The sequence below is a fragment of the Streptomyces sp. MNU76 genome, from assembly GCF_020982545.1.
Classification (GTDB): domain Bacteria; phylum Actinomycetota; class Actinomycetes; order Streptomycetales; family Streptomycetaceae; genus Streptomyces.
In genome coordinates this window covers 357,863-381,827 of record NZ_JAJKLK010000003.1, presented here as the reverse complement: position 1 = coordinate 381,827, position 23,965 = coordinate 357,863, and the positions used below count along the sequence as shown (strand labels likewise).

General features: G+C 70.6%; 25 protein-coding genes and 1 pseudogene. 16 read left to right on the top strand and 10 right to left on the bottom strand.

Annotation, left to right across the window (positions count from 1 at the left end):
• The first annotated feature begins 357 nt into the window (after window positions 1-357).
• Entirely contained in the window at window positions 358-1,383 is a 1,026-nt protein-coding gene (locus E4N62_RS08045; protein WP_374116953.1) for a lytic polysaccharide monooxygenase, read from the top strand.
• A 104-nt stretch (window positions 1,384-1,487) separates the two neighbouring features.
• On the opposite strand, the gene E4N62_RS08040 is transcribed toward E4N62_RS08045, so the two are convergent.
• Window positions 1,488-2,141: a Tat pathway signal sequence domain protein gene (locus tag E4N62_RS08040; RefSeq protein ID WP_230213226.1), complete on the bottom strand. Its 654-nt coding sequence runs from the start codon at window positions 2,139-2,141 to the stop codon at window positions 1,488-1,490.
• A 732-nt stretch (window positions 2,142-2,873) separates the two neighbouring features.
• Between E4N62_RS08040 and E4N62_RS08035 the strand changes: the two genes are divergently transcribed.
• Window positions 2,874-3,533 (top strand): DUF6230 family protein, encoded by a 660-nt coding sequence (locus E4N62_RS08035; protein WP_184900622.1) that lies wholly within the window; start codon window positions 2,874-2,876, stop codon window positions 3,531-3,533.
• Window positions 3,533-3,958 carry a DUF6114 domain-containing protein gene (locus E4N62_RS08030; RefSeq protein ID WP_230213223.1) on the top strand — a complete coding sequence of 142 codons (426 nt, stop codon included), beginning with the start codon at window positions 3,533-3,535 and terminating at the stop codon, window positions 3,956-3,958. Before E4N62_RS08035 ends, E4N62_RS08030 begins: the two co-directional genes overlap by 1 nt.
• A gap of 80 nt (window positions 3,959-4,038) precedes the next feature.
• On the opposite strand, the gene E4N62_RS08025 is transcribed toward E4N62_RS08030, so the two are convergent.
• Entirely contained in the window at window positions 4,039-4,422 is a 384-nt protein-coding gene (locus E4N62_RS08025; protein ID WP_230214062.1) for a hypothetical protein, read from the bottom strand.
• 199 nt (window positions 4,423-4,621) lie between these two features.
• Between E4N62_RS08025 and E4N62_RS08020 the strand changes: the two genes are divergently transcribed.
• The gene (locus tag E4N62_RS08020; protein WP_230213221.1) at window positions 4,622-5,869 is read left to right on the top strand and encodes a cytochrome P450; all 1,248 of its coding nucleotides are present in this window, start codon (window positions 4,622-4,624) and stop codon (window positions 5,867-5,869) included.
• Here the strand turns inward: E4N62_RS08020 and E4N62_RS08015 are convergent.
• The 5 genes from E4N62_RS08015 to E4N62_RS07995 form a co-directional block, all read right to left on the bottom strand.
• Window positions 5,839-7,233: a cytochrome P450 gene (locus tag E4N62_RS08015; protein WP_230213219.1), complete on the bottom strand. Its 1,395-nt coding sequence runs from the start codon at window positions 7,231-7,233 to the stop codon at window positions 5,839-5,841. The two genes, E4N62_RS08020 and E4N62_RS08015, sit on opposite strands and share 31 nt — an antisense overlap.
• 113 nt (window positions 7,234-7,346) lie before the next feature.
• Window positions 7,347-7,949, bottom strand: coding sequence for an ATP/GTP-binding protein (locus tag E4N62_RS08010; RefSeq protein ID WP_230213217.1), 603 nt, complete (start codon window positions 7,947-7,949; stop codon window positions 7,347-7,349).
• A complete protein-coding gene (locus E4N62_RS08005; protein WP_230213215.1) occupies window positions 7,927-8,319 on the bottom strand; it encodes a DUF742 domain-containing protein in 393 nt (130 codons plus the stop codon). The genes E4N62_RS08010 and E4N62_RS08005 overlap by 23 nt, the downstream gene beginning before the upstream one ends.
• Window positions 8,316-8,729: a roadblock/LC7 domain-containing protein gene (locus tag E4N62_RS08000; RefSeq protein ID WP_033529364.1), complete on the bottom strand. Its 414-nt coding sequence runs from the start codon at window positions 8,727-8,729 to the stop codon at window positions 8,316-8,318. Before E4N62_RS08000 ends, E4N62_RS08005 begins: the two co-directional genes overlap by 4 nt.
• Window positions 8,726-10,126 (bottom strand): ATP-binding protein, encoded by a 1,401-nt coding sequence (locus E4N62_RS07995; protein WP_230213213.1) that lies wholly within the window; start codon window positions 10,124-10,126, stop codon window positions 8,726-8,728. Before E4N62_RS07995 ends, E4N62_RS08000 begins: the two co-directional genes overlap by 4 nt.
• A 361-nt stretch (window positions 10,127-10,487) precedes the next feature.
• Between E4N62_RS07995 and E4N62_RS07990 the strand changes: the two genes are divergently transcribed.
• From E4N62_RS07990 to E4N62_RS07965, 6 genes are all read left to right on the top strand, one after another.
• Window positions 10,488-11,444, top strand: coding sequence for an AraC family transcriptional regulator (locus tag E4N62_RS07990; protein ID WP_230213210.1), 957 nt, complete (start codon window positions 10,488-10,490; stop codon window positions 11,442-11,444).
• Between the two features lie 655 nt (window positions 11,445-12,099).
• Complete coding sequence (locus tag E4N62_RS48600; protein ID WP_230213209.1) at window positions 12,100-13,788, top strand: sensor histidine kinase KdpD; 1,689 nt, start codon at window positions 12,100-12,102, stop codon at window positions 13,786-13,788.
• A complete protein-coding gene (locus tag E4N62_RS07980; protein ID WP_184900610.1) occupies window positions 13,782-14,219 on the top strand; it encodes a roadblock/LC7 domain-containing protein in 438 nt (145 codons plus the stop codon). The genes E4N62_RS48600 and E4N62_RS07980 overlap by 7 nt, the downstream gene beginning before the upstream one ends.
• Before the next feature lie 4 nt (window positions 14,220-14,223).
• On the top strand, window positions 14,224-14,592 hold the full coding sequence (locus tag E4N62_RS07975; protein WP_033529367.1) for a DUF742 domain-containing protein: 369 nt from the start codon (window positions 14,224-14,226) through the stop codon (window positions 14,590-14,592).
• Window positions 14,570-15,172, top strand: coding sequence for an ATP/GTP-binding protein (locus E4N62_RS07970; RefSeq protein WP_184900608.1), 603 nt, complete (start codon window positions 14,570-14,572; stop codon window positions 15,170-15,172). Before E4N62_RS07975 ends, E4N62_RS07970 begins: the two co-directional genes overlap by 23 nt.
• Window positions 15,173-15,209: 37 nt before the next feature.
• The gene (locus tag E4N62_RS07965; protein WP_230213207.1) at window positions 15,210-15,794 is read left to right on the top strand and encodes a GAF domain-containing protein; all 585 of its coding nucleotides are present in this window, start codon (window positions 15,210-15,212) and stop codon (window positions 15,792-15,794) included.
• A 240-nt stretch (window positions 15,795-16,034) separates the two neighbouring features.
• On the opposite strand, the gene E4N62_RS07960 is transcribed toward E4N62_RS07965, so the two are convergent.
• Window positions 16,035-17,270, bottom strand: coding sequence for an acyl-CoA dehydrogenase family protein (locus E4N62_RS07960; protein ID WP_230213205.1), 1,236 nt, complete (start codon window positions 17,268-17,270; stop codon window positions 16,035-16,037).
• 836 nt (window positions 17,271-18,106) lie between these two features.
• On the opposite strand from E4N62_RS07960, the gene E4N62_RS07955 reads away from it, so the two are divergent.
• From E4N62_RS07955 to E4N62_RS07945, 3 genes are all read left to right on the top strand, one after another.
• Entirely contained in the window at window positions 18,107-18,403 is a 297-nt protein-coding gene (locus tag E4N62_RS07955; RefSeq protein ID WP_230213203.1) for a hypothetical protein, read from the top strand.
• A 74-nt stretch (window positions 18,404-18,477) separates the two neighbouring features.
• Window positions 18,478-18,906 carry a roadblock/LC7 domain-containing protein gene (locus E4N62_RS07950; RefSeq protein ID WP_230213200.1) on the top strand — a complete coding sequence of 143 codons (429 nt, stop codon included), beginning with the start codon at window positions 18,478-18,480 and terminating at the stop codon, window positions 18,904-18,906.
• Window positions 18,907-18,950: 44 nt separating this feature from the next.
• Entirely contained in the window at window positions 18,951-19,553 is a 603-nt protein-coding gene (locus E4N62_RS07945) for an ATP/GTP-binding protein (RefSeq protein WP_230213198.1), read from the top strand.
• A 16-nt stretch (window positions 19,554-19,569) separates the two neighbouring features.
• Here E4N62_RS07945 and E4N62_RS07940 read toward each other — a convergent pair.
• Together E4N62_RS07940 and E4N62_RS07935 are read right to left on the bottom strand one after the other, a co-directional pair.
• A pseudogene (locus tag E4N62_RS07940) lies at window positions 19,570-20,518 on the bottom strand (adenosine kinase).
• A 305-nt stretch (window positions 20,519-20,823) separates the two neighbouring features.
• Window positions 20,824-21,282 (bottom strand): ATP-binding protein, encoded by a 459-nt coding sequence (locus E4N62_RS07935; RefSeq protein WP_230213196.1) that lies wholly within the window; start codon window positions 21,280-21,282, stop codon window positions 20,824-20,826.
• Window positions 21,283-21,758: 476 nt separating this feature from the next.
• On the opposite strand from E4N62_RS07935, the gene E4N62_RS07930 reads away from it, so the two are divergent.
• The 3 genes from E4N62_RS07930 (at window position 21,759) to E4N62_RS07920 (ending at window position 23,860) form a co-directional block, all read left to right on the top strand.
• Window positions 21,759-22,634: a helix-turn-helix transcriptional regulator gene (locus E4N62_RS07930; protein ID WP_230213194.1), complete on the top strand. Its 876-nt coding sequence runs from the start codon at window positions 21,759-21,761 to the stop codon at window positions 22,632-22,634.
• A 61-nt stretch (window positions 22,635-22,695) separates the two neighbouring features.
• The gene (locus tag E4N62_RS07925; RefSeq protein WP_045559951.1) at window positions 22,696-22,908 is read left to right on the top strand and encodes a DUF397 domain-containing protein; all 213 of its coding nucleotides are present in this window, start codon (window positions 22,696-22,698) and stop codon (window positions 22,906-22,908) included.
• Between the two features lie 136 nt (window positions 22,909-23,044).
• On the top strand, window positions 23,045-23,860 hold the full coding sequence (locus tag E4N62_RS07920; protein ID WP_184900595.1) for an SAM-dependent methyltransferase: 816 nt from the start codon (window positions 23,045-23,047) through the stop codon (window positions 23,858-23,860).
• The last annotated feature ends 105 nt before the right edge of the window (window positions 23,861-23,965 follow it).

The window sequence follows — 23,965 nt, the reverse complement described above, 5'->3', positions numbered from 1 at the left end:
AGCGCTTCTTCATCGAAGCGGCGGGGGGTCCGGAAAGGGTTGGCGCAGAAACCGGCCAAGCGCGGGCCGTCCCACCAGGGGTTACCTATGGTTCGGCTGTGCGATGACATTAGGCAAAGCCCAGGTCATGCGGATACGGGGAAAACCCTCGACCCCCGGGGAACTCCCCTACGCCGCCCGGGAGTCGGGGCTCGATGTGCCGCTTCGCCGGTTTTGCCGTCGCTCTGCCGCCGCACGGCCCGCCGGCCGGATCCGGCCGGTCGAACAGGCTCGGGGCGTTGAACGCGGCGCTCATGGGTCCCGTACGACACGGTGCACCGACCGTCAGCCCTCGACCTCCATGGATCGGACGTACGGATGTACCGCTTGTCCGCCCACCGCGCGACCGCCCGTCGTGGCACCGGCCGCCGCGCCGTCGTCATGGCCGCCGCGGCCACCGCGGTGGCCCCTCTGCTTCTCACCGTGGGCGCCGCCGGACCAGCTTTTGCGCACGGTGCGCCGACGGATCCGGTGAGCCGGGTCTCGGCGTGCTCGCCGGAGGGGGACAGTCAGGGCACGGCGGCGTGCGAGGCCGCCGTCGCCGCGAACGGGGCGCCCTTCACCGCGTGGGACAACATGCGGATCGCCGGTGTGTACGGGCGGGACCGGGAGGTCGTCCCCGACGGACGGCTGTGCAGCGGAGGGCTCGCGGCCTACCAGGGGCTCGACCTGGCCCGCGCCGACTGGCCCTCGACCCGCCTCTCCCCCGGGGCCACGCTGGATCTGACGTACCGGTCGACGATCCCGCACACCGGCACCTTCAAGCTGTTCCTGACGAAGCCGGGGTACGACCCCACGAAGCCGCTGAAGTGGTCCGATCTGCCCGAGGAGCCGTTCGCCTCGCTCACCGACCCGCCGCTGCGGAACGGCTCGTACCGGTTCTCGGCGAAGCTGCCGGCCGATCGGGCCGGGCACCATGTGCTCTACACGATCTGGCAGAACACGAGCACGGTCGACACCTACTACTCGTGCTCGGACGTGGTGTTCCCGAAGGCGAAACAGGCCGACTCCGGTTCGGACGGCGGGAGTTCGGACGGGACACTGGCCGAGGACGAGGAGACCGCGGCCGGGAAGCCGGCCACCGGGAAGGCGAGCGAGGAGAAGCCCCGGCCCGCGACGACAGCGCCGACGCCGACACCGTCCACCGAGGCACCGGCCGCCGGCCCCGACGACGCCGGGGGCGAGGCGCGGGCGGCCGACGTCGGCAGTCCCGTCGCCTCCACGACCGACGAAAGCGGCACCTCCGTACCGCTGGTGGCGGGCGGCGCCACGGTCCTGGTGCTCACCGTGGGCGCCGCCCTCCTCCTCCGCGGACGAGGGCGCCGCTCTCGCGTCGACGGCTGATCGGGCAAGCGACCGGGCCGCCGATCGAGGCGCCGGCCGGACGACCGGTCAGCGCCTCGGGCCGGTCACCGACCGCCGGACCGGTGACCGACCTGCTGGTGCGGTCAGTTGGTGAAGACCGTCGCGCCGCCCTGGGCGGTGTCCGTGACGGGCGCGTACTTCGCCGTGAAGTAGCCGTTGGCGAAGCACAGCGAGGAGCCCGAGGTCTTGGTGAAGGCCTGGGCGGTGAAGTTGATGCTGTTGTCGGTGTTGTTGGAGGTGCCGGTGATGCTGGGCGCCTGGTAGACGCAGTTGATGGTGCCCAGCAGCGTGCGCAGCACGACGGTGGTCTGGATGACCGAGCCCGAGGCCGGGCTGACCGTGACGACGCCGTCGGAGGTCACGGAGGTGGTGTAGGGCAGGTTGTTGACGGTGACACTGGTGACGCCGGTCACACCGAAGACGTTGCTGGTGCAGCTGCCGAAGGTGTGGGCGTCCACGGCCTCGGTGGCCGTGCCGGGCGCCGCCGGGTTGTCGGTGACCGTGGCGGTGAAGGTCGACGCGGCACAGGAGACGCCGCTCGTCCCGGTCGCGCTGGAGCGGAACGTGGCGGCCGTGCCGGAGGCCAGCGAGGCGCTCAGGACGTCGCCGACCGCGACCGCGTCACCGGCGGGGCCGCCGGTGGTGAGCACGGTGTCCGCGGCGGAGGCGGGGCTGACGGCCGACACCAGCAGGGCGGCGGTGCCGGCGGCGAGGGCAAGGAGGGATCGCGTACGCATGGGGGTGCCTCTTCTCGGGAAGCGAGGGCCGGTCGGGCCCTCGGCAAGTGCGGGTGACAGCCCTCGACGGTGCGTGGACTGCGGTGATGGCGCGCGAGTGGTCACCGTTCGCGCGGGGGAACGCGGCGATGCCGCACGGCGCCGTACGGTCGCCGCCGATCCGTGGCACGCCTTCTCCGTACGTGACGGACCGGCAGCGACAGCCGGGGACCGGGACACGGCCCAGTGGAGGGAAGGCGACCGTGCCCGGCACCGCGGCGAGGGGTGGTGCTGCGTGGGCCGCGCAGCACGTTCAGGTGGGTCACCACGCCCCGTCGGCGACGGGGCGTTCGGGACGGTGACAGGCGCTGCGCGTCGGATCCGGCGCCACGGATCCGTGGGGGAAACCCGGGAGAGTTGTAGACCTGAAGAAGAGTCAACGTCAAGGCATCGCAAGCAAGTTGATGGCCAAGCAGGGCTTCGGAGTTGGCCGAGATCAGTGGCCTCCGGAGACAAAACCGAAGGTGAGAGATGTTCATCTTTCACAGGGGCGGCACAACCAACATCCTTTTGCCACAAGCACCTTGACCCTTGAAAGTAACCACCGGTAACTTCCCGAATGGCTACTGCGGCGTAGCAAGTAAGCCCTTGCACCACGGGAGGTGCTCTCGGGCGTGCGCCGCAACCGCTGTCCGCGCCAGGACAACGTGCCGTTGCCCCAACTGCAATGACTTGGAAGTCCAGGGAGCACACATGGCCTCGTCCTCGGACGCCACGGCGTCCACCAACGAAAGACCCGAGGGTCCCGAAGCGTCCGGCAGACGCGGGCGGGTCCGTCTGAAGCGCGCCGCGGTGATGGCGGTGCCGGCCACGGCGGTCGCCGCCGGTCTGATGATCATGACCGCGCAGGGCGCTCTGGGTGTCCAGTTCGCCATCTCGGGCATGCCGTTCGTCGTCACCGCCGACAAGCTCGACGGCGAGGGCTTCGCCCAGTTCGGCGCGCTGGACCACATGATCGAGAACAGCCCGAACGAGGGTGACACCGGCGGTCAGGTGCTGGTCGTGACCTCGGTCGTGAAGAACGGCAAGCTGACGAACCTCTGCCAGAGCGTGGACCTCGGCGGCATCCAGCTGGTCCTCACCGCCGGCAACAAGGGCACGCCGGTGAGCGTGAAGAACCTGGCGATCGACTCCGACGACATCTCGGGTGACGCCTCGTTCAACAACATCGAGATCGGCCGTGACTCCAGCACGTTCGACAAGGTGGACCAGAAGGGTCAGCCCGGTGTCTACGGCCAGCAGGCCGACACGGTCACGATCACCGACCTGTACCAGCACAACTACGCCGCCACGGCTGCCGTCTTCAAGCTCCCCGACCTGCACATGAACTTCCGGAGCGAGGGCTGCGACTAGTGAGCGACTTCCGGGAATGGAGAGGTCACCGACCGTTCGCCGGTGGTCTGCTGCTGGCGTTGGGCGGCGCCGAGATCCTGCTGACGATGAAGGCGCCGCTCCCGGTCATCCTGAAGATCGGCATGCAGGGGCTGGCGGGCTATCTCCTGCCCTCGCTGATGATCGTGTGCGGGTTGCTGATCATCTTCAATCCCGCTCAGCGCCTGTTCTACTCCATCCTCGGGATCATGCTCTCGCTGGGCACGTGGCTCACGTCCAACATCGGCGGGTTCGTCGTCGGACTGCTGATGGGGGCGGTGGGCAGCACGCTGGCCTTCGGCTGGCTGCCCGATCAGGAACCCCGGCAGAAGCGGTCGGCGAAGCGGGCGGAGAAGGCGGCGCGGGCTTCGGAGAAGTCGGAGAAGCATGCCGCAGAGCTCGGGTAGTCGCGGTTGTTCGGCGGGTACCGGCCGTTGTGGTGGTTCGCGCGGTTCCCCGTGCCCCTGGGGGGTGCGGGGTTCGGCGTTCACAGGGGAGCCGACGCTGTCGTCAGCGCCCGGTGCAGCCGGGCCGTGTTCGTCCAGTAGGTGTCGTGGGTGAGCGGGACGCGCCAGTAGAGGCCGGGGCCGGCGGTACGGCGTAGCGGCGGGACGGCCACGTGACTGCCCCGGCCGAGGACCTGGACGTCGGGCAGGTGCCAGGCGGACGCGTCGCCCGGCGGGACCAGCCAGTACATGATGCCGCCGTAGCCGTCCTTGATGACGGCGCCGCTCTCGTCCCCGAGGGACGCGAGGGCCGGCGCGCCGAGGGCCACCGGCACCCGTACGGCGTTCCACCACCGCCCGGCGGGCACGGTGCGTACTTCGGGACTGTAGGCACACATCCAGCGCGGGGCCCTGCTGACCATCATGGAACTCACCGGCTCTTCATGGGGGGGGTGGGCCCGATCCTAGGAGCGGTCTCCGCGGCCGACTTGCGAGTACGCGCAGGGAAGTTGCCGTCGTACGCAGCGCGCGGGACACGATCTCGCCCGGCCGTGCCGTCGAGCCGTAGCGTGACCGGGCTTGCACGTTGCGCTGTTGGACCGTCTTCGACCCAGGAGGACCCCCATGGGCCACCCGAGCCCCTTAGTGATCGACCCGACCGGCCGTGACATCCACGGCGAGGCCGCCCGCATCCGCGAGACGGGTCCGGCGACCCGGGTCGTGCTGCCGGGGCCGCCGGCCGTCGAGGCCTGGGCCGTCAGCAGCCCCGAGCTGCTCAAGCGGCTGCTCACCGACCCCCGGGTGTCGAAGGACGCGCGACAGCACTGGCCGCGGTTCGCCGCCGGTGAGATCACGCCGGAGTGGCCGCTGTTCACCTGGGTCGCCGTGCAGAACATGTTCACCGCGTACGGCGGGGACCACAAACGGCTGCGCACGCTGGTCGCCAAGGCGTTCACCGCGCGCCGCACCAACGCCCTCCAGCCGCGTATCGAGGAGATCACCAAAGGGCTGCTGGACCGGATCGAGGAGGGCTTCGGGCGCGCCGGGACCGTCGATCTGCGGGAGGAGTTCTGCTATCCGCTGCCGATCCAGGTGATCACCGAACTCTTCGGGCTGCCCGAGGAACGGGGTCTGGAACTGCGGGAGTTGGTGGACAGGATCTTCGACACCTCCGCCGATCCCGGTGAGATGACCGCCGCGTTCGGGCGGTTGCAGGCCGTGCTGGCCGAACTCGTCGCCGCCAAGCGGGAGTCGCCCGGCGACGACCTCACCTCCGGGCTGATCTCCGCCCGCGACGAGGACGAGACCCGGCTCAGCGAGCAAGAACTCATCGACACGCTGGTGCTGATGATCAGTGCCGGGCACGAGACCACCGTCAACCTCCTCGACCAGGCCGTCCACGCCCTGCTGACCCACCCCGAGCAGCTCGCCCATGTCCGGGAGGGCCGGGCGACCTGGGACGACGTGATCGAGGAGACGCTACGGACGCAGGCGCCGGTGGCGAGCCTGCCGCTGCGCTACGCCGTGGAGGACCTCGCCCTCGCCGAGCTGGGCGGGCCCGAGGGGGTGGTGATCGCCAAGGGTGAGCCGATCCTGGCCGCGTACGCCGCCGCCGGACGCGACCCCGAGCGGCACGGGAAGGAGGCCGACGCCTTCGACGTCACCCGGGCCGACAAGGAACACCTCGCCTTCGGCCACGGGGTCCACCACTGCCTGGGCGCGCCGCTCGGCCGCCTGGAGGCCCGCATCGCACTCCCGGCACTCTTCGCCCGCTTCCCGGCACTGGAACTGGTGGCCACGGAGGACCAGTTGGGTCACGTGGAGTCCTTCATCTCCAACGGTCACCGCCACCTACCGGTCCGCCGCACCTGACGAAGCCCGGCGCCGGCCCTGCCGCCTCTTCCCGGCCCGGGTTGCCACCGCCGGGGGCGCGGCCCCCTACTCTCCGCGCCACCAGGCCAGTAGGCGGGACCAGCCGTTTCTCGGGCGGGCGGGGCGGGGGCCGGGGTGCCGTTCGGGCCCTGGGGGCGGTTCGGGGTGGCCGGCCTGGGGCGTGGGGGCTGCGTGACCACCGTCGTCGTCGGCGGGAAGGTCACCGGCAGTGCCGCCAGGGCCCGGTGGAAGGGGCCCGGGCGCCATTCCAACGCCTCCACGGGCACGGCGAGATCGACGTCGGGCAGCCGGTCCAGGAGCTTCTCCACCGCCACCGACGCGATCAGCCGGGCCTCGCTCTGCGCGGGGCAGTTGTGCGGGCCCGCGCTCCACGCCAAGTGGGCCCGGTTGCCCGTCCGCTGATCGCTCGTCAGGGCCGGGTCGGTGTTGGCCGCCGCCAGCGAGACGACCAGCGGATCGCCGGCCCTCAGCAGCGCGCCCTCGTACACCACGTCCCGCTTCGGGTAGTGCACGGCGTAGTTGGCCATCGGCGGATCGGTCCACAGCACCTCGTCGAGCGCGTCCTCCACGGGGAGGCTGCCCCCGGACAGATCACCGGCGAACCGGTCGTCGGAGAGCAGCAGCCGCAGCGCGTTGGCGATGAGGTTCTGCTGCGGCTCGGTGCCCGCGCCCATGAGCACGACGAGGGTGTGGATCATCTCCTCGTCGGTGAGTCCCGCCGGGTGCAGGGTGAGCCAGGACGTCACGTCGGCCCCGGGCTGCTTCCGCTTGAGCATGACCAGCTCGAAGAGCGTGGTGGTGAGCAGCTCGTTCGCGCGCTCGGCGTCCACCCCGTCGAAGATGCCGGACATGCCCTCGACCAGCTTCAGCCCCAGCTCGGCCGGACAGCCGAAGAGGTGGTTGAAGACCAGCAGGGGCACCACCTGGGCGTACTCCCCCAGGAGGTCCGCCTCGCCCATGGGCGCGAACCGGTCGATGAGGGTGTCGGCGCTGCGTTCGACATAGCCGCGCAGGGTGTTGGGCTCGACGCGGGCGATGCTGTCGGTGATGGCACCGCGCAGCCGCCGGTGCTCCTCCCCGTCGGAGAACAGGGCGTTGGGCCGGTACATCATCATCGGGACGACAGGGCTGTCCGGGGGGACGGTTCCGTCCGCGAGGTCGTTCCAGCGGCGTGGGTCCTTGGAGAAGGTCTCCGTGCTGCGCAGCACGTGCAGGGCGGCGTCGTAGGAGGTGACCAGCGTGGCCCGTACGCCGGGGGCCAGCTCGACGGGTGCGGTCGGGCCGGTCGCGCGCACCCTCCTGTAGAACGCGGCCGGGTCGGCGGCGAACTCCGGCCCGTACATGGGCTGGTGGGCCGGACAACCCGGCGGCGGACCGGATGGACCTGACGGGCCGGATGTGTCGGATGTGCCGGATGGACCGAGAGGGTCGGAGGGACCGGACTGCGGTGCGGGGGTCACGCGGGCTCCAGTTCGGTCTTGCGGTCCAGGAGGTATGCGACGAGGGCGATCAGCGCCCGGGTGGAGGAGTCCGGGTCACGGGCGTCGCAGCGCACCAGCGGCGTCTCGTCCAGCAGGTCGAGCGCTTCGCGCACCTCGTCCAGGCCGTGCACGGGCGCGCCGTCGAAGTCGTTGACGGCGACGGCGTACGGCAGGTCGAGCTCCTCCAGGACGCCCATCACCTCGAAGGAGTGGGACAGCCTGCGGGTGTCGGCGAGGACCAGCGCGCCGAGGGCGCCGCGGGTCATGTCCTGCCAGAGCCTGGTGAAGCGCTGCTGTCCGGGGGTGCCGAACAGGTAGAGCACCAGGGAGTCGTCGAGGGTGAGCCGCCCGAAGTCCATGGCGACCGTGGTGGTGGTCTTGTCACGGGTGCCGGCGAGGTCGTCGACGAGCGCGCCGGCCTCGGTCATGACCTCCTCGGTGCGCAGCGGCCGGATCTCGGAGAGCGTGCCGACGAACGTGGTCTTGCCGACCGCGAAGTGACCGACGACCAGCAGCTTGGCCGCCGTTCTCACCGTGGGCCGCAGATAGACGTCGTCAGAGGCGGGCGCGGAGCCCATCGAGGACCTCCTGGAGGATGTTCGCGTCGGACGGCCGGGCGGCCGGGAGGGAGGCACCCGCGCGAGCCTGTTCGAGCGCGGGGGACGAGGCGCGGGTGACGATGTGGCCGCTGTCCATGAGGTCGGCGACCAGCACCTTGGTCACGCTGACCGGCAGTTCCAGACGGCTCGCCACCTCGGCCAGGGAGAGCGAGCCGGGCCGGCACAGGTCCATCATCCGGCGCTTCTCCGGACTGAGCCCGGTCAGCGGCAGATCGGTCGCGGCGACCAGCAGCGTGACCAGGTCCAGGGTGTTGCGGGTCGGGTGGGCGCGGCCGTCGGTGACGACGTACGACCGCACCAGTCGCCCCCGTGGCCGGCGGGGGGTCATGCCCTGCTGCCCGTGTCCAGCCGTGCCGGGCTGGTCAGTTCCTTGCCGAGGCGGTCGACGAGCTTGTGCATGCGGTACGTCACCGCCTCCATGTCGACCTCGTCGCCGGTGGAGACCGCGAGATAGGCGCCCTCGCCGGCCGCGACGAGGAAGACGAAGCCGTGTCCGAACTCGATCAGGGTCTGTCGCCACGGGCGGTCGGCGGGGCCGCAGAACTCGGAGGTGCTGCGGCTGATGGACTGCAGCCCCGAGAGCCCGGCGGCGAGGCGCTCGGCGTCGTCGCGGTCGATGTCGGCGGAGTGGGCGCGAAGCATGCCGTCGGCGGAGAGCAGGATGGCGTGCCGCGCCTCGGGGACCTTCAGCACGTCGTCGAGCATCCAGCCCAGCTCGTTGTTCGTGGGCTCGATCATGCGTGGGGGGTCCCTTCGTTCTGGTGGGGGGTGGGCGCCGCGGCGCGATCACCGTCACGGTCACCGTCGCGGTCGCGGTCGCGGTCGCGGTCACCGTCGCGGTTCGGCACGTACTCCTCCTCGTCGAGGATGCGTCCCGCCGCGCGGCCGAACCGGGTGCCGCGGGCGAAGGCGCCCATGAGGCGGGCGTTCTCCTCGGGAGAGCGGCCGGGGGGCTCCTCGGCCCGTGCCACGGGCTCCGGTTCCGGGGCGCCGGTCCGCCTGGGGGTGCGTCGACGGCGCTTGGGCAGTCCGCCCTCGGTGGTCGCGGCGGGGGCGGTCTCGACGGTCGCCGGGCGGGGGCCGGGGGCGGCCTCGGTCACGGGCGTACGGGCGAGTCGCGGCTCCGGGGCGGCGGGGTCCACGTGGGTGAGCAGCGCGGTGGGCAGGAAGGCGACGGCGCGGACACCGCCGTACGGGGAGCGCGTGTCCACGGAGACGGTGAATCCGTAGCGCCGGGCGAGCATCCCGATGACGGCGAAGCCGAACTGGGGCGGGTCGTCGAGGCGGGTGACGTCCACCTCGGCGTCGCCGGAGAGCAGCAGGGTGGCGCGCCGCACGCCGTGGGCGTCCATACCGACACCGGCGTCGTCGACGATCACGCAGGCGCCGTTGTGCACGGTCTGGACGTTGACCTCGACGGTGGTGTTGGGCTGGGAGTGCCGGGCGGCGTTGTCGAGGAGCTCGGCGAGCACGAGGACGACCGGTTCCACGGCGCGGCTCTCCACCGCGAGGTCGACCTGGCCGTGGACGCGGACGCGCCGGTAGTCGCGGATGCGCGAGGTGGCGCCCCGGGCGACCTCGACGAGCGGGGAGGTGGCCCGCTGCCGGCCCGGCCAGGAGCCGCAGAGGACGGCGATGGCCTGGGCGCGCCGCCCGAACTGGGCGTTGGTGTGGTCGACTTCGAGGAGGTCGCGCAGCACGTCGGGGTCGTCGTGCCGCTCCTGCATCTCGGAGATGGACATCTGCTGCTCGTTGGCGAGGGCCTGGATGGAGCGCATGGACGCCTTGAGCGCGGCCTTGGCGGACTGGTCGGCCCGGTGCTGCGCGTGCTCGACGGCGCCGGAGAAGCGGGCGAGCACCTCGTCGAGGCCCTTGCCGAAGTCCGTACCGGCCAGACGGCCGTCGAGCGGTCCGACGCCGGGCACGCTCTGGCCGGGGTGGTCGGCGAGGGCCGGCAGGCGGACCGTGACCAGATGGCGCAGCTCCTCGTCCCGGGCCCGCACGTCATCGGCCAGATCGGCGTTCCTTCCGCGCTGTCGCCTGGTGATCCCGTGCTGGCGCAGCAGGAGTACGGCGGTGGCGAACAGGGCTGCCGCGAGGGCCCAGATCACCGCCTGCGATATCGGTTCGGTCATGAAGTACGAGTCCTAACGTCCTCAAGTCCCCCGGCGTCGGAGGGTCCCGGGACGCCGGCGGGAGTTGACGGAGCGCACGACGCTAGCGGCGCCACCGCACGGGCACTTTCCGTGACGCGCAGGGAAGTTGTCACAGGGCGCAGGAGTGGCGCAAGGGGCGTGACGCGAAGGGAGAGGTTCCCAAAGGCATATTCAGCCACTCGGCCGGGCGGCACGGCAACCGCTTGCCACGCTAGGGTGCCCTCCGTGTCCGACCGGACGGTAACTGTCTTTGATCAAGCAGAAGTTGAAGATTCTCGTACGGGGGACCGTACAAGACAACGAGGACATCGTCGGGGGCCCGCACCAAGGAGGGAGAGCGTTGCCCGCGGGAAGTTACAGCGTCGAGGCGCTGACCACCGAGGAGCTGGCCCCGCGCGAGCGGGCCGACTTCTGGACCGAGCAGATCGGCTCGTACCAGTCCCGGATGGGCTTCAGATACGCGCGGGCGGAGAACTTCCGCGGCGAGACGCTCCGGCAGCGCACCGACACGTATCAGTTGGTGAAGTACCGGTCCGACGAGATCGAGTACACCCGCACGATGCGTCAGGTACGCCAGGATCCCGACGAGGACTACCGGCTGCTGCTGCCGATGAGCGGTGAGATCGTGCTGCGGCAGGAGGGCGAGGAGGCCCGGCTGACCCCGGGCACGGCCGCGCTGGTCACCTTCGCCTCACCGTTCCAGTGCCTGCAGAGCGACGCCATCGACGCGTTCATCTTCACCATCCCGGCCCGCGAGGTGGACGGCCGGCTCAACACCAGGTCACCGGTGGCCAGCGGACTGAACCTCGCGACCGGTCTCGGCCGTATCGTCGGCTCGATGCTGACGGGGTTGCACGAGGAGCGCGAGCACCTCACCGACCCGGAGTTCAACGCCGTCTCCGACCGGGTGGTGGAGCTGGTGTGCATGCTGGCCGCCGGCGACGACCGCCCCGACGTCCCCGGGCAGCTGGGCGAGGTGGAGGCGATGGTCCGCCGCTATGTGCGCGACCACGCGGCGGATCCGAATCTCACGGGTACGGCGGTGGCGCGCGCCCTCGGCTGGTCGCTGCGCCAGATCCAACTGGCCCTGCAGCAAGCGGGCACCACGCCCCGTGAGCTGATCCGGGAGGAGCGGCTGCGCCTGGTCCGGGACCGCTTGCTGTGCGCGGAGTGCGAGCACCTGACGATCACCGACCTCGCCTACGCCGCGGGATTCTCCTCGGCGAGCGCCTTGAGCACGGCCTTCCGGCGACGCTACGGCGTCAGCCCCCGGGAGATGCGACAGAGCATACGCTGACGCAACTCCGCCTGATGACCAGGGAGTTCGGGCGGGATCAGGACAACTGGAGCCACCTGTGAGTAGGTTCTCACACCGGACTGCCGTATCGTTCCGATGAAGTCTAAATTTTGATCAAAGCATGGCCGACGATCGACCCCTGGCCGCTTTCCGGCCCTCGTGGTGTGAATGTTCCTGGAGCGCGTCGTGCCCACGGTGTGCGACCTCGCCTCGTTCGCACCCGACTCCGCTCGTCCGGGCGGTCGTTGACACGAGGCAACGCACCGCCTGATGGCGAGAATCATGCGTTCGCCACGGCCGGGAACGACGCCCGGAACGGCCGAATCCGCAGGTGACCCCCCTCCCGGCAGCCCCTCTTTCACAGTCGGCGCGACGCCGTGACGGAGGTGTGAAGAACTGCACCGGCGCCGCCTTGCGCGGAGACGGTAGAAAGGCGTCGCAGACCCTTGCCGCGCTGACGGCACCTCAGGTGACAGACCTCCCCTGAGCGTCTAGGACCGCTGGTCAGATAGTTGACGTTCTTCGCTACTCTGTCGCGTACTGGCTGATCGAGAGGACTCCGATGCCTGAACCCCCACCCTTCGCAACGACCCCGGATCACGGTCGGCGGGACACCACCACTCCCCCGTCCCGTCACCGGCACGGAAAGCCCGGGGTGTCGGATTCCGCGAACTCCTCCGCAGCACAGTCCCGACTGACACGGCTCGCCGTTCTCCCGGCCGCATTCATGGCCGGAATATCCACCGCCGTCACGGGCACGGTCCTGCGGCTCCAGGACGGCACGGCCGACGCCGCCACCTGGGGAGTGCTGGCGGGCGGTGCGGTCCTGGGCTGCGGCTGTCTGGCCGGAGCCGTGCTGTCGGCCAGGAAGCGGGCGAGGTCGGACGCGCGGCGCGCCGAGTCGCTGCGCCAGGCCATCACCAACGGCAACTGGGCGCTCGACGAGGACCTGACCCGCCTCAAGCGCGGCGAACAGCTGCTCTCGCGCGGCTTCGCCTACCAGGCCCCACGCGGCGAGGACCCGTACCAGAAGCTGGAGTACGACGTCACCGAGGCCCAGCACCGGGCCCGGGAGGCCCTCGTCTGGGCGGCGAGCTACTTCCAGGCGGCCTCCGACGACAACAGCGACAAGGTCGAGGTCTTCGTCAACCTGGCCCGCCGGCTCCAGTCGCTGGTGCACCGCACCATCCGTGAACTGGACGACCTGGAGAACCAGGTCGAGGACCCGGACCTGCTCCGCCGGATCTTCGGCATCGACCACCTGGCCACCCGAATACGCCGGCACGCCGAGAACCTCGCGGTGCTCGGCGGGGCGGTCTCCCGGCGCCAGTGGACGAACCCGGTGACCCTGACCGAGGTGCTGCGCTCCTCCATCGCCGAGGTCGAGCAGTACTCCCGCGTCAAACTGGTGCCGCCCATCGAGGGCACGCTGCGCGGCCACGCGGTCGCCGACGTCATCCACCTGCTGGCCGAGCTGGTCGAGAACGCCACGATGTTCTCCCACCCCGACACCCAGATCCTCCTGCGCTCCCGCCGGGTGACCGCCGGCATCGCCATCGAGGTGGAGGACCGCGGCCTGGGCATACCCCAGGAGGACCAGGACCGGATCAACACCCTGCTCGCCGACCCGGCCCGCATCGACGTCGCCAAGCTGCTCGCCGACGGCCGGATCGGTTTGTTCGTGGTCTCCTCGCTGGCCCGTCGGCACGGCATCGCGGTCCAGCTGCAGGGCAACATCTACGGCGGTGTGCAGGCGATCCTGGTGCTTCCGCAGGGTCTGCTGGGCGACGAGGAGGGGCAGGCCCCCGTGCAGGCCCCGGTCCAGGCACGGCCGCCCGCCGCCCCGGCCGGCGCAGACGCCCCGCCCGCCTGGCAGCCCTCACCGCACGCGGCTCCCCGGCCGCCGCACCGTCGCACGCGCACGCGGCTCCCCGGCCCGCACCGCCTCCCACCCCGGTCCCCGCCGGGCATACCGCAGCGTTCGGCCGCGCCCGCGCGCCCCGGCGGCCGCCCGGCACGAGCAGGCCCAGCCCGTCTCCGACGTACGGTCGGAGTACCGCCCCTCCGGGTACGACCGCCCGACGGCCGCCCCGCACGGATCCGGCGCGTCCGGCAGGCCGAACCTGCCCAAGCGGCGTGCGATGGAGCACCTGGCGCCCGAACTCCGCCAGGGCCCCCTGCCACGTCCCGACACCACCGAGCAGGAGCTGAACTTCAGCCCCGGCCTCCTGGCCGGAATCAATCGAGGCTTCGGTCTCGCCGGCGCGACCTCCGACGCGATCCCCGTCGACGACGCGCGCTGGGCCTCGCCCCAACCGCAAGGAGAAGAACCCCACCATGGTGAGCGATAGCCACCCCACCGGGCAGAACATCGACTGGCTGCTGGACAACCTCAAGAAGACCGTTCCCGGTACCCGGCAGGTCCTGTTGCTCTCGTCCGACGGCTTGAGCAAGGCACATGTGGATCTGAGCACCGACGACGCCGACCGGCTGGCCGCGATAGCCTCCGGGCTCAACTCCCTGGGCCGTTCCTTCGGTCACGACAGGGTGCTGGGCAACGGCGGCACCGTGCGCCAGGTCATCGTGGAGCTGCACAACGGCATCCTCATCGTGGCCTCCGCGGGCCACGGCGCCGTGCTGGCGGTCACCGCGGACGCGTCGACGCACACCGAGACGCTCGGCTACGAGATGGGCATGCTCATCCGGGCCGTGCAGCCGTTCCTGGCCACGCCTGCCCGCCGCTCGACCATCGCGCCGTCCGGCGCGGGGATGTGACGCGATGACGGACGAGCTGTTCCTGGACGAGGAGGCCGGACGCTTAGTCCGGCCGTTCACCGTCAGCAACGGGCGCACTCGACCCTCGACATCCTTCGACCTGCTCACTCTGGTGATGGCCACCGGTGTCCGGCCGCTCGCAGACCTCGGCCCCGATCACGACATGGTGCTCGGGCTGTGCGTCAGGCCGGTGCCGGTGGTCGAGGTGGCCGCGCGGATGAACCTGCCGATCGCGGTCACCAAAGTCCTGTTGTCCGACCTGGTGCAGCACGAGGCGCTCACCGCACGGGCGCCCCGTGCCGTAGAGGCGGCCTCCGCCGCCAACCGAGAAGTTCTGGAGGCGGTGCTTGATGGCCTACGCGCACGACTCTGACCCGTTCCCGACCGCCCTGAAGATCCTCGTGGCGGGCGGATTCGGGGTGGGCAAGACGACCTTCGTGGGGGCGGTCAGCGAGATCGCGCCGCTGAGCACCGAGGAGGTCATCACCACGGCCAGCGCCGGCACGGACAGCCTCGCCGGGATCGAGGAGAAGTCCACCACCACGGTGGCCCTCGACTTCGGCCGGATCACCCTCGGCTCGGACCATGTCCTGTACCTGTTCGGCACGCCGGGGCAGGAACGGTTCTGGTTCATGTGGGACGAGCTCTCCGACGGGGCGCTGGGCGCGGTGGTGCTCGCCGACACCCGTCGGCTCGACGCGTGCTTCCCCGCGGTGGACTTCTTCGAGGTGCGCGGCATCCCGTTCGTCGTGGGGGTGAACGAGTTCGACGGCGCCTACCAGTACTCCGTCGAGGAGGTCCGGGACGCCATCGGCCTGAAGTCCCACGCACCGATCGTGTTCTGCGACGCCCGGCACTGCAGCTCCGGTACGGGCGTGCTCGTCGAACTCGTGCAGCATCTGCTCGCCATGACCCCACCCGTGGCTTCGCACCAGCCGCCCGCGCTGCGTTGACACCAGCTCAACTCGGCCGATCTCGAACGGAGTTCTGATGAACAGCCCCTATTCCGCCTATGAGCCACCGCTCGACCGCCTGCTCCTCACCCCCGAGGATCCGGGGGCGCCGCAGCGTGCCGCGCGGCTCGCCCAGCTGGGGCTCGCCGACACCCCCCGGGCCGAGTTCGACGCGTTCGCGCGCCGGCTGGCCCTGGAGCTGGACGCGCCGTACGCGATGGTCAACTTCGTCGACGACCGGCGTCAGTTCTTCGCCGGGCTCTACACGCCGGACGCCGGCCCCGTGAACATCGCGCAGGGGCAGGCGGCCGAGACCTCGATGAGCCGGGAGATGCGCCTGGACCACGGTTTCTGCCCGCACACCGTCAAGCGGACGGCGGCCCTGGTGCTCGACGACGTCTGCGACTACCCGCGGTTCGCGGGCAACCCGGTCGTCGACGAGATCGGCATCCGCTCCTACATGGGGGCGCCGCTGGTCGACACGCTGGGCGGCATGAACCTCGGCACGATCTGCGTCGTCGACACCGACTCCCGTACGTGGGGACGGCAGCGACTGGAGATCATCAAGCACATGGCCCAGGAGATGTCCGACCGGATCCAGGCCATCGCCGGCGGCCGCTGAGGCCGATCCGGCGCCGCCGGTCCGTCCCGGTCGAGGGGAGACGGGCCGGGGGGTGTTCCGGCCCCGGGAAACGCAGAGAACCGCGGACACGTCGTCGTGTCCGCGGTTCTCTGCGTTTCCCCACGCCGGGTGACGCGCCGTCACGACCTGCGGGCCGGTGGAGCCTCTCGCGCAGTTCCCCGCGCCCCTCGCGGGGCGCGGTGCCGCGCCCGGACCCGCGGAAACCGTTTCGGCCGGTTCTCAGACCAGTTCTCCGACCGGGACCGGTTCCTGTTGCCGCTCATCGACCTGCGGCGTACGGACCAGCTCGGCGAGCCGTTCGGACCACTCGCCCTTGTTCTCGCCGAGCGCGAACTCGCCCAGCCGCAGGCCCTGGATCTCGGAGGTGCCGGCGGGCGCGTAGATGTGGAAGGCGTCGCGCAGATAGCGCTCCAACGGGCGGTCGGTGAACAGGCCGCACGCGGCGTGCATCTTGACGGACTCCTGGGCCGACTCGATGGACGCCTCGACGTTGTAGAGCTTCGCGGACATCAACTCGACGTCGCAGGGCCGCCCGTTGTCCAGCAGGTGCGCGGCGAGATAGGCGCTCTGCCGGGCGAGAGTGAGGCGTTGCAGCATCCGCCCCAGCTCGATCTTGATGTTGGGCAGGTGACCGAGCGGCTTGCCGTAGCGCCGGGTCTCCCCGCAGTACCGCGCGGTCTCCTCGAACACCGCCTGGTGGATGCCCAGGGACACCGCGGTCAGGTTGAGGCGGCCGTAGAGCACCGACGAGGAGTAGGCGACGGCCAGCCCCTCGCCCTCCTCGCCGAGCCGGTTGGCGGCCGGCACCCGGCAGTTGTCGAAGACGAGCTCCCCGAAGCTGAACCCGTGCAGGCCCATGGAGGGCACCTGGGGCGCCAGGGAGAAGCCGGGACGGTCGGACTCCACGAGGAAGGCCGTCATGCCCTTCGAGCCCGGTCCGGTGCGCACCACGACCCCGTGCACGTCGCCCACATGGCTGTTGCCGACGAAGACCTTGCGGCCGTTGAGGATGTAGTCGTCGCCGTCCCGTACCGCGCTGCTCTCCATACCGGCCACATGGCCCCCCGACCCCGGCTCGGTGACGGCGATGGTGGGCAGCACCTCTCCCGCGGCGATCTTCGGCAGCCAGTGCCGCTTCTGGCTGTCGTCGCCGAAGTGGATGATCTTGGCGACGCCCAACTGGGAGGCCTGGACCATGGCCCCCATCGCGCCGCTCACCCGGGACAGTTCCTCGATGATGATGGTCTTGGCGAGGTGGCCCGCGCCCATGCCGCCGTGAACGGGGTCGATCGTGGCACCGATCCAGCCCTGTTGGGCGATCAGACGGGAGAGCCCCACCAGCGCGGTGCGGGATGCCTCCATCTCGGGTATCAGGGGGCGTACCACCCGCTCGGCGAACTCGCGTACGCGTTGCCGCAGATCTTCGTGATCCTGGGTTGTGAAGACGTGTTCCACGCCAAGCCCTTCTAGGCGTTTACCCGCGCCCGGGGGAGACGCGGTGGCTGTGCGCCGATCATGGTTCGGTTGGGAGTCTGACCGACTGGAACATGGTCTACAAATCAACCTCTTACGCCAAGATCGTTTAGGGGGTTTGGCCGAAACATTGACAGTTGAATTATGAGCCCAAATGTGAGATACGAGTACGGCGATGTCCACATTTTGATACTTTCCGAGCCGAACTTGCACGACTGCCTCAACTCCGGACCAGGCGACGGCGGACCTGGCGACCAGCCAAACCCCGGACGACACAAGGTGTGTTCACGCTGTGCACCGCCAAATACCAAACCGCGGCGCCCCGTGCGGGGGTTTGAGCAGGTCATCATAGATTTCAAGCCACCCCCCGGGAGGATGGTTGTGGCCACGAAGTGCCGTTCCTGCGAGGCTGCTGTGTCGACAAGTCAGTTTTCCCTGAGCCCCTTTCCCCGAGCCCTCCGGAACCTTCCGCTCCGCCGCTCCGCCCCCGGCACCCTCCGGCCGTCTCAAGGCCCGCGCCAAGTGCGCCCGCCCGGCGACGAGTTACGGTCGGGCCGTCGAGCGGGTCCGGGACCGGACAAGTGCTGACGACGGGCCCCGGGTCCTGATACCGTTCCGTCGCCCGCCGACTTCGGCCGACGGTGTGTCAAGCCGGGCACAGAGGATGCCGGGCGGCTGGCGGGCGCACCCCCACCGCCGTCGGACGTTCACTGTCGTACGAGGAATCAGATGCCAGGCACCCTCCCCCGCGCTCACACCGCGTCGCGCGGCGGGACCCCCACCGGCAGCACCACACGCGCTGCGAGCCGGCGGCCCCGATGAGCGGTGACACGCCCCGCGGCGGGACCGGCGCCGCGCCCCTCCCGCAGGGCCTGCCCCGGCGGGCCCGGAACGCCCCGCCCGTGCCACGGTCCCGCGAGAACGCACCCGAGGCCACCTCCGCGGCCGACGGCGACGACGCCGAGGACACGCTCAGCCCCGAGGACCTGGCCCGCGTCATGGTGGCGATCCAGCGGGGCTCGACACGGGCCCGGCTCGCCGAACCGCGCGACGACCACGGCACCCACAGCACCGACGGCCGACCGGCACCCCGACCAGGTCCCGAGGCCTCCTGACGGGCGCTGCCCCAGGCGCCCCGACGACCCGGCGCCGCCCCTGGCGCCGACCGACCGTGAGGAACACGCACGACATGACTGAGCAGGAACGACCCGGTCCCCAACTGGACTGGCTGCTGGACGGACTCGTGGAACGCATACCCGAGATCCACTGTGCCATCGTGCTCTCCGGGGACGGCCTTCTCATCGGCAAGTCGAAGGACATCCGGTTCGACGACGCGGAGCACCTGTCGGCCGTCGGCTCGGGCATGCACAGTCTGGCCAGGGGCGTGGCCCGTCACTTCCAGGGCGGCGAGGTCCAGCAGACCGTCATCCAGATGGAGCGGGCGTTCCTCTTCGTCACCGCCGCGGGGCGGGGCGCGCGGCTCGCCGCGATCGCCTCGGAGGAGGTGGACGTCGGCATGATGGCCTTCGAGATGGGCACCTTGGTCAAACAGGTCGGCAAGTACCTGAGCGCGGCGCCCCGTTCGGAAACCTCCTCCGGTTACGTGCAGGACGCGTGAGCCGCGCGAGCGGCCGGGCCTGGAACTCGTCGAAAGGGTGATGGATGGTGTCCGTCAGCTCCGGGCCGGTCGTACCCACCGCCCTGAAGATCCTCATCGCGGGCGGTTTCGGCGTCGGCAAGACCACGATGGTCGGCTCGGTGAGCGAGGTGACCCCGCTGGCGACCGAGGAGCACATCACCGCGGCGGGCAGACGCGTGGACGACATGAGGGGCGTCGAGAAGAAGGTCTCGACCACCGTCGCCCTGGACTTCGGACGCATCACGTTCTCCCCCGAGCTGGTGCTGTATCTCTTCGGCACGCCGGGACAGGACCGCTTCTGGTTCATGTGGGACGACCTGTGCAGCGGTGCCCTCGGGGCCGTCGTCCTCGCCGACACCCGTAAGCTCGACGCCTGTTTCCCCGCGGTCGACTTCTTCGAGTCCCGCGACGTCCCCTTCGCGGTCGGCGTCAACTGCTTCGACGGGAAGCGTGAGGTGGACGTCGAACAGGTCCGCCAGGCGCTCGACCTGTCGCCCGAGGTCCCGGTCCTGCTCTGCGACGTACGGCAGCGCCACTCCAGCAAGGAACTCCTGCTGGCGGTGCTCGGCGCGGCCCGCCGCAGGATGGAGGCCCGCCTGGTGGCGGCGGGGCTCCGCCCGGGCTGAGGCCCCGCACGGCGGGTCAGGCGGTCAACTCGGCTGCCCTGGTCAAGAGTTCGGACCGGCGGATGCGTCGGTGCGGGTCGAGGGGACGGTGCAGGCGTACGCGCCCGCGATGGCCCCGAAGAGGGCGCACCGACTCGGTGGTTCGCCGGTGAGGCGGCCGAAGAGGTAACCCGCCGCGAAGGCGTCGCCCGCCCCGTCGGAGTCCACGACCGGCGTCGGCGGGGCCACCGACGGAACATGGCTCAGCTCGCCGTCGACGAGGTGGTACGCGCCCCGTGCCCCGTCCGTGGCGACGACGGTCCGGGCCCGGCCCCGCTCGCTGACGCGGCGCATGGTCTTCTCCGGGTCGGGGAGCGCGGCCGCCGACAGGAAGACGAGGTCGGCGGCGAGGGCGAACGGCTCGTGGTACGGGTTGACGCCGTCCCAGTCGTGCAGATCCGTCGAGACGGTGCCCCCAGCTCGCGCAGAACGGGCAGCGAAGCCGCGCACAGCCGGCTGATGGAGACGTGGACGTGGTGGCTGGCCCCGGCCAGCGCGCGGACCGTGTCCGGGGGCAGCTCGTCCACCTCCTGGCTGCGGCTGCCGTCGTAGAGCGAGCAGCGGCGTCCGTCCGGGCCGACCAGGTTCACCGCGCGCCGGGTGCCGCCCGGCAGGGGCGCCTCGGTGAGCGGGATGCCCCGGTCGCGGTGGAGGGCGCGGACCAGGTCTCCATGGGGGGGTCCCCCCGGTTCGAGCGCAGTCGAGAACTGGGGGAGGTCGTCACCGAGCAGGTCGAAGTGGTGCGTGCGCAGCCCGAGCGCGTGCGTGGCCACCGCCATGAGGTCGCCGGTCTGTCCGGCCCGGGTCTCGATGTCCGACACCAGATGGCTGTCGGCGAACGGGAGCGGCAGCTCGGGCACGTAGACGATGGTGTCCACGCCCGCCCCGCCCAGCACAAGAACATCGATCTCGGACTCGCTGCGCACGGCGCCTCCAGCGACGACGGTCTGACGTGGAGGCAGCGTACGTCCGAAGGACTCCCGCGCCCCGAAAGGGGCGCGGGGAACTGCGCGACCGGCCACGACGACGCCACACACGAACGACGACACAGCGTGTATCGGCGAACACGGGACAGCGAGCTCCGCCAGGGCGCGGGGAACTGCGCGACCAGCCACGTCGGCGCCGCGGCCGCCCACCGACACAGCACGCATCGGCGGACGCGTGGCAGCTAGCCCGAACGGCGTGCCTCGGCGGGCCCCGGGCGCCGTATCCGGCTCTCCCGGCGGAGCGTCTACGTCCAGGACGGGTCGGTCAACGGAAACCCTCCGCTCTCGTGCGAGGCCGTCGGAGGGGCGGGCTCGGCGGTTTCCCGGCCCTCCGACGGCAGTTCCGCCCAGACGACACGACCGGACCGTTGTGGGGTGTCGCGCACCCCCCAGTCGCTGCTGAGCATGCCGACCAGCATGAGTCCGCGCCCATTCTGGTCGTCGGGGCCCGGACGGCGCCGGGCAGGCTGTGCGTGACCGCTGTTCTGGTCCTCCACCTCGATCCGCAGCCGACGGCCGGTGAAGTGCAGCCGGCACACGATCCACTCGCTGTCCGTGTGGGTCAACGCGTTGGTGACCAGCTCGGAGGTGATCAGGAGCGCGTCCTCACGGGTCTCCGGACGCACCTCCCACTCGTCGAGCAGCTCGCGCACGGTTCTGCGCGCCTCGCCCGCGGAGGCGGGCACCGCGGGCAGTCCGAACACACCCGCGCGGTGGGGTTCGTACGCCTCTGTGCCAAGGGGTGGGTACATGGTCGGGGCTAACCGGTCCGGGGACTGGGGAGGGTGGGCGGAGCCATCGCCGTATGCCTTTCGTTGGCCCTTCGCACCGGTGGGGTGCCGGTGCCACGGCCGTCTCGCCGCTCGGCACGAGCTCTGGCAACTCGCGTCGAACAGCGCTGAGTTGCGGCCACATCTCCCCCAACCTGGCCGCGCGGCCCGAGTGTTCGCCAAGGCCGTGACGGTACGTCCACTGTGGCATCCGTGAACAACACCTCGCAACCAGCAAGTTGAAATTTGCAAGTTGCGGGTCGCATGTTGCCCCCGATCGAGCCAAGATCGTGTCAGACTGCGCTCTCGAAGCGACTCGCACAACAACGCGCATTCTTTGAACGAAAGCGCGCAGGACCCGTAATCGAGTTCGACATGACCTCTGTGGCACGGTATGAGGGGTGGTGGGCGTGACCGCGGAAACGGACTGGGGCGGCGCCCCCTCCGTCCTGCGCATGATCCTCGGCAGACAGCTGGAGGAGTTGCGCACGCGCGCCGGCCTGACCTTCGAGCAGGCGGGTGAGGCGATCGGTGTCAGCCATTCCACGATCCGCCGTCTGGAGTCCGCCAAGGTCGCCCGGTTGCGCCTGCCGGATGTCGAGAAGCTGCTCCAGGTCTACGGGGTACGGGACCAGCAGGAGATCGAGACCTTCCTGAAGTCGGTCCGCGAGGCCAACAAACGCGGCTGGTGGCACACCTACCGCGACGTCCTGCCCGACTGGTTCGCCGCCTACCTCAGCCTGGAGCAGGCCGCGCTCCAGATCCGCGCGTACGAGGCACAGTTCGTGCACGGCCTGCTCCAGACCGAGGAGTACGCCCGTGCCCTGCTCGGCGCCGGCAACCCGCACGCGGCGACGGAGGACACCGAACGGCGGGTGGCGCTGCGGATGCGCCGACAGGAACTGCTCACCCGTGCGGGGCCGCCCCGGCTGTGGGTGGTGATGGACGAGACGGTGCTCAGATGGCCGGTCGGCGGACCGGACGTGATGCGCGCCCAGATCGACCATCTGATCGAGCTGAACCGGCTGCCGCATGTCACGGTCCAGCTCATGCCGTTCCACAACGGCCCGCACCCGGCGATGCGGGCCGGTGCGTTCCATCTCTTCCGGTTCAGGGCTCCCGAGTTGCCCGACATCGTCTACCTCAGCGGTCTGGTGGGCGCGGTGTATCTCGACAAGGGGGACGACGTCGTCGTCTACCGCGAGGCCATGGACCGGCTGGGCGCCCAGTCGGCGCCCGCCCGCAAGACCGAGGCCCTTCTCGGCGCGCTACGCAAGGAGCTCTGACGTGCACCACCGCATATCCCAGGCAACGACCCCCGGAGTACACCACGACGTCCGCAACGGCATGCCCGCCCGCGACCTCGGCGCCCAGGACTGGCACCGGCCGTGGAGCGACGACGCGGGCGGCGCCTGCGTCGAGGTGAAGAAGCTCGCCGACGGCCGGGTCGCCGTACGCCAGTCGACCGACCCGGACGGCCCCGCGCTGCTCTTCACCCCCCGTGAGATGACCACCTTCCTGGCCGGCGTGAAAGCGGGCGAGGCCGACTTCCTGCTCTGAACCGCACAACCTGCTTGCTCTCACGCCTCGTTGACGCACCACCTGTTTGTGGATCCGGGGGTTCCGGCACTTGTCGAACCCCCGGGGCCTGCCCGATCGTGCACCTGGACAGAACGACTTGATGGGAGGGACGGCGTTGCCCGACAACGGATGGCCGGCCGACCGGATCGACACCGAGCACGCGCACTCCGCGCGTATCTACGACTACATCCTCGGCGGCAAGGACTACTACCCGGCCGACAAGGAGGCCGGTGACGCGATGGCGCACGAGTGGCCGGCGCTGCCGGTCCACATGCGCGCCAACCGCGACTGGATGAACCGCGCGGTGCGCTGGCTCGCCGAGAAGGCGGGCATGCGCCAGTTCCTCGACATCGGAACCGGCATCCCGACCTCCCCCAACCTCCACGAGATAGCCCAGTCGGTGGCCCCCGAGTCCCGGGTCGTCTACGTGGACAACGACCCGATCGTCCTCACGCTGTCCCAGGGGTTACTGGCCAGCACCCCCGAGGGCAGGACCGCGTACATCGAGGCGGACTTCCAGGATCCGGAGACCGTCCTCGGCTCTCCCGAGTTCCGGGAGACCCTCGACCTGAACGAGCCGGTCGCGCTCACCGTGATCGCGATCGTCCACTTCGTGCTGGACGAGGACGACGCGGTCGGCATCGTCCGCCGGCTCCTCGAACCCCTCCCCTCGGGCAGCTACCTGGCGATGACCATCGGCACCGCCGAGTTCGCCCCCGAGGAGGTGGGCCGGGTCGCCCGCGAGTACGCGGCCCGCGACATGCCGATGCGGCTGCGCACCATCGACGAGGCCCACGAGTTCTTCGAGGGCCTGGAACTCGTCGAGCCGGGCATCGTCCAGGTCCACAAGTGGCACCCGGACGGCACGGGCGAGCAGAACATCCGCGACGAGGACATCGCGATGTACGGCGCGATCGCGAGAAAGCCGTGAGCTAGGACGGCGTGCCCCTGACCCTGCTTCTCGACGCCGGGCCGGGGGCGCGACCGTCTGGGGCCCGCCAGGGGCCCCAGACGGGGCGCGGGGAACTGCGCGACC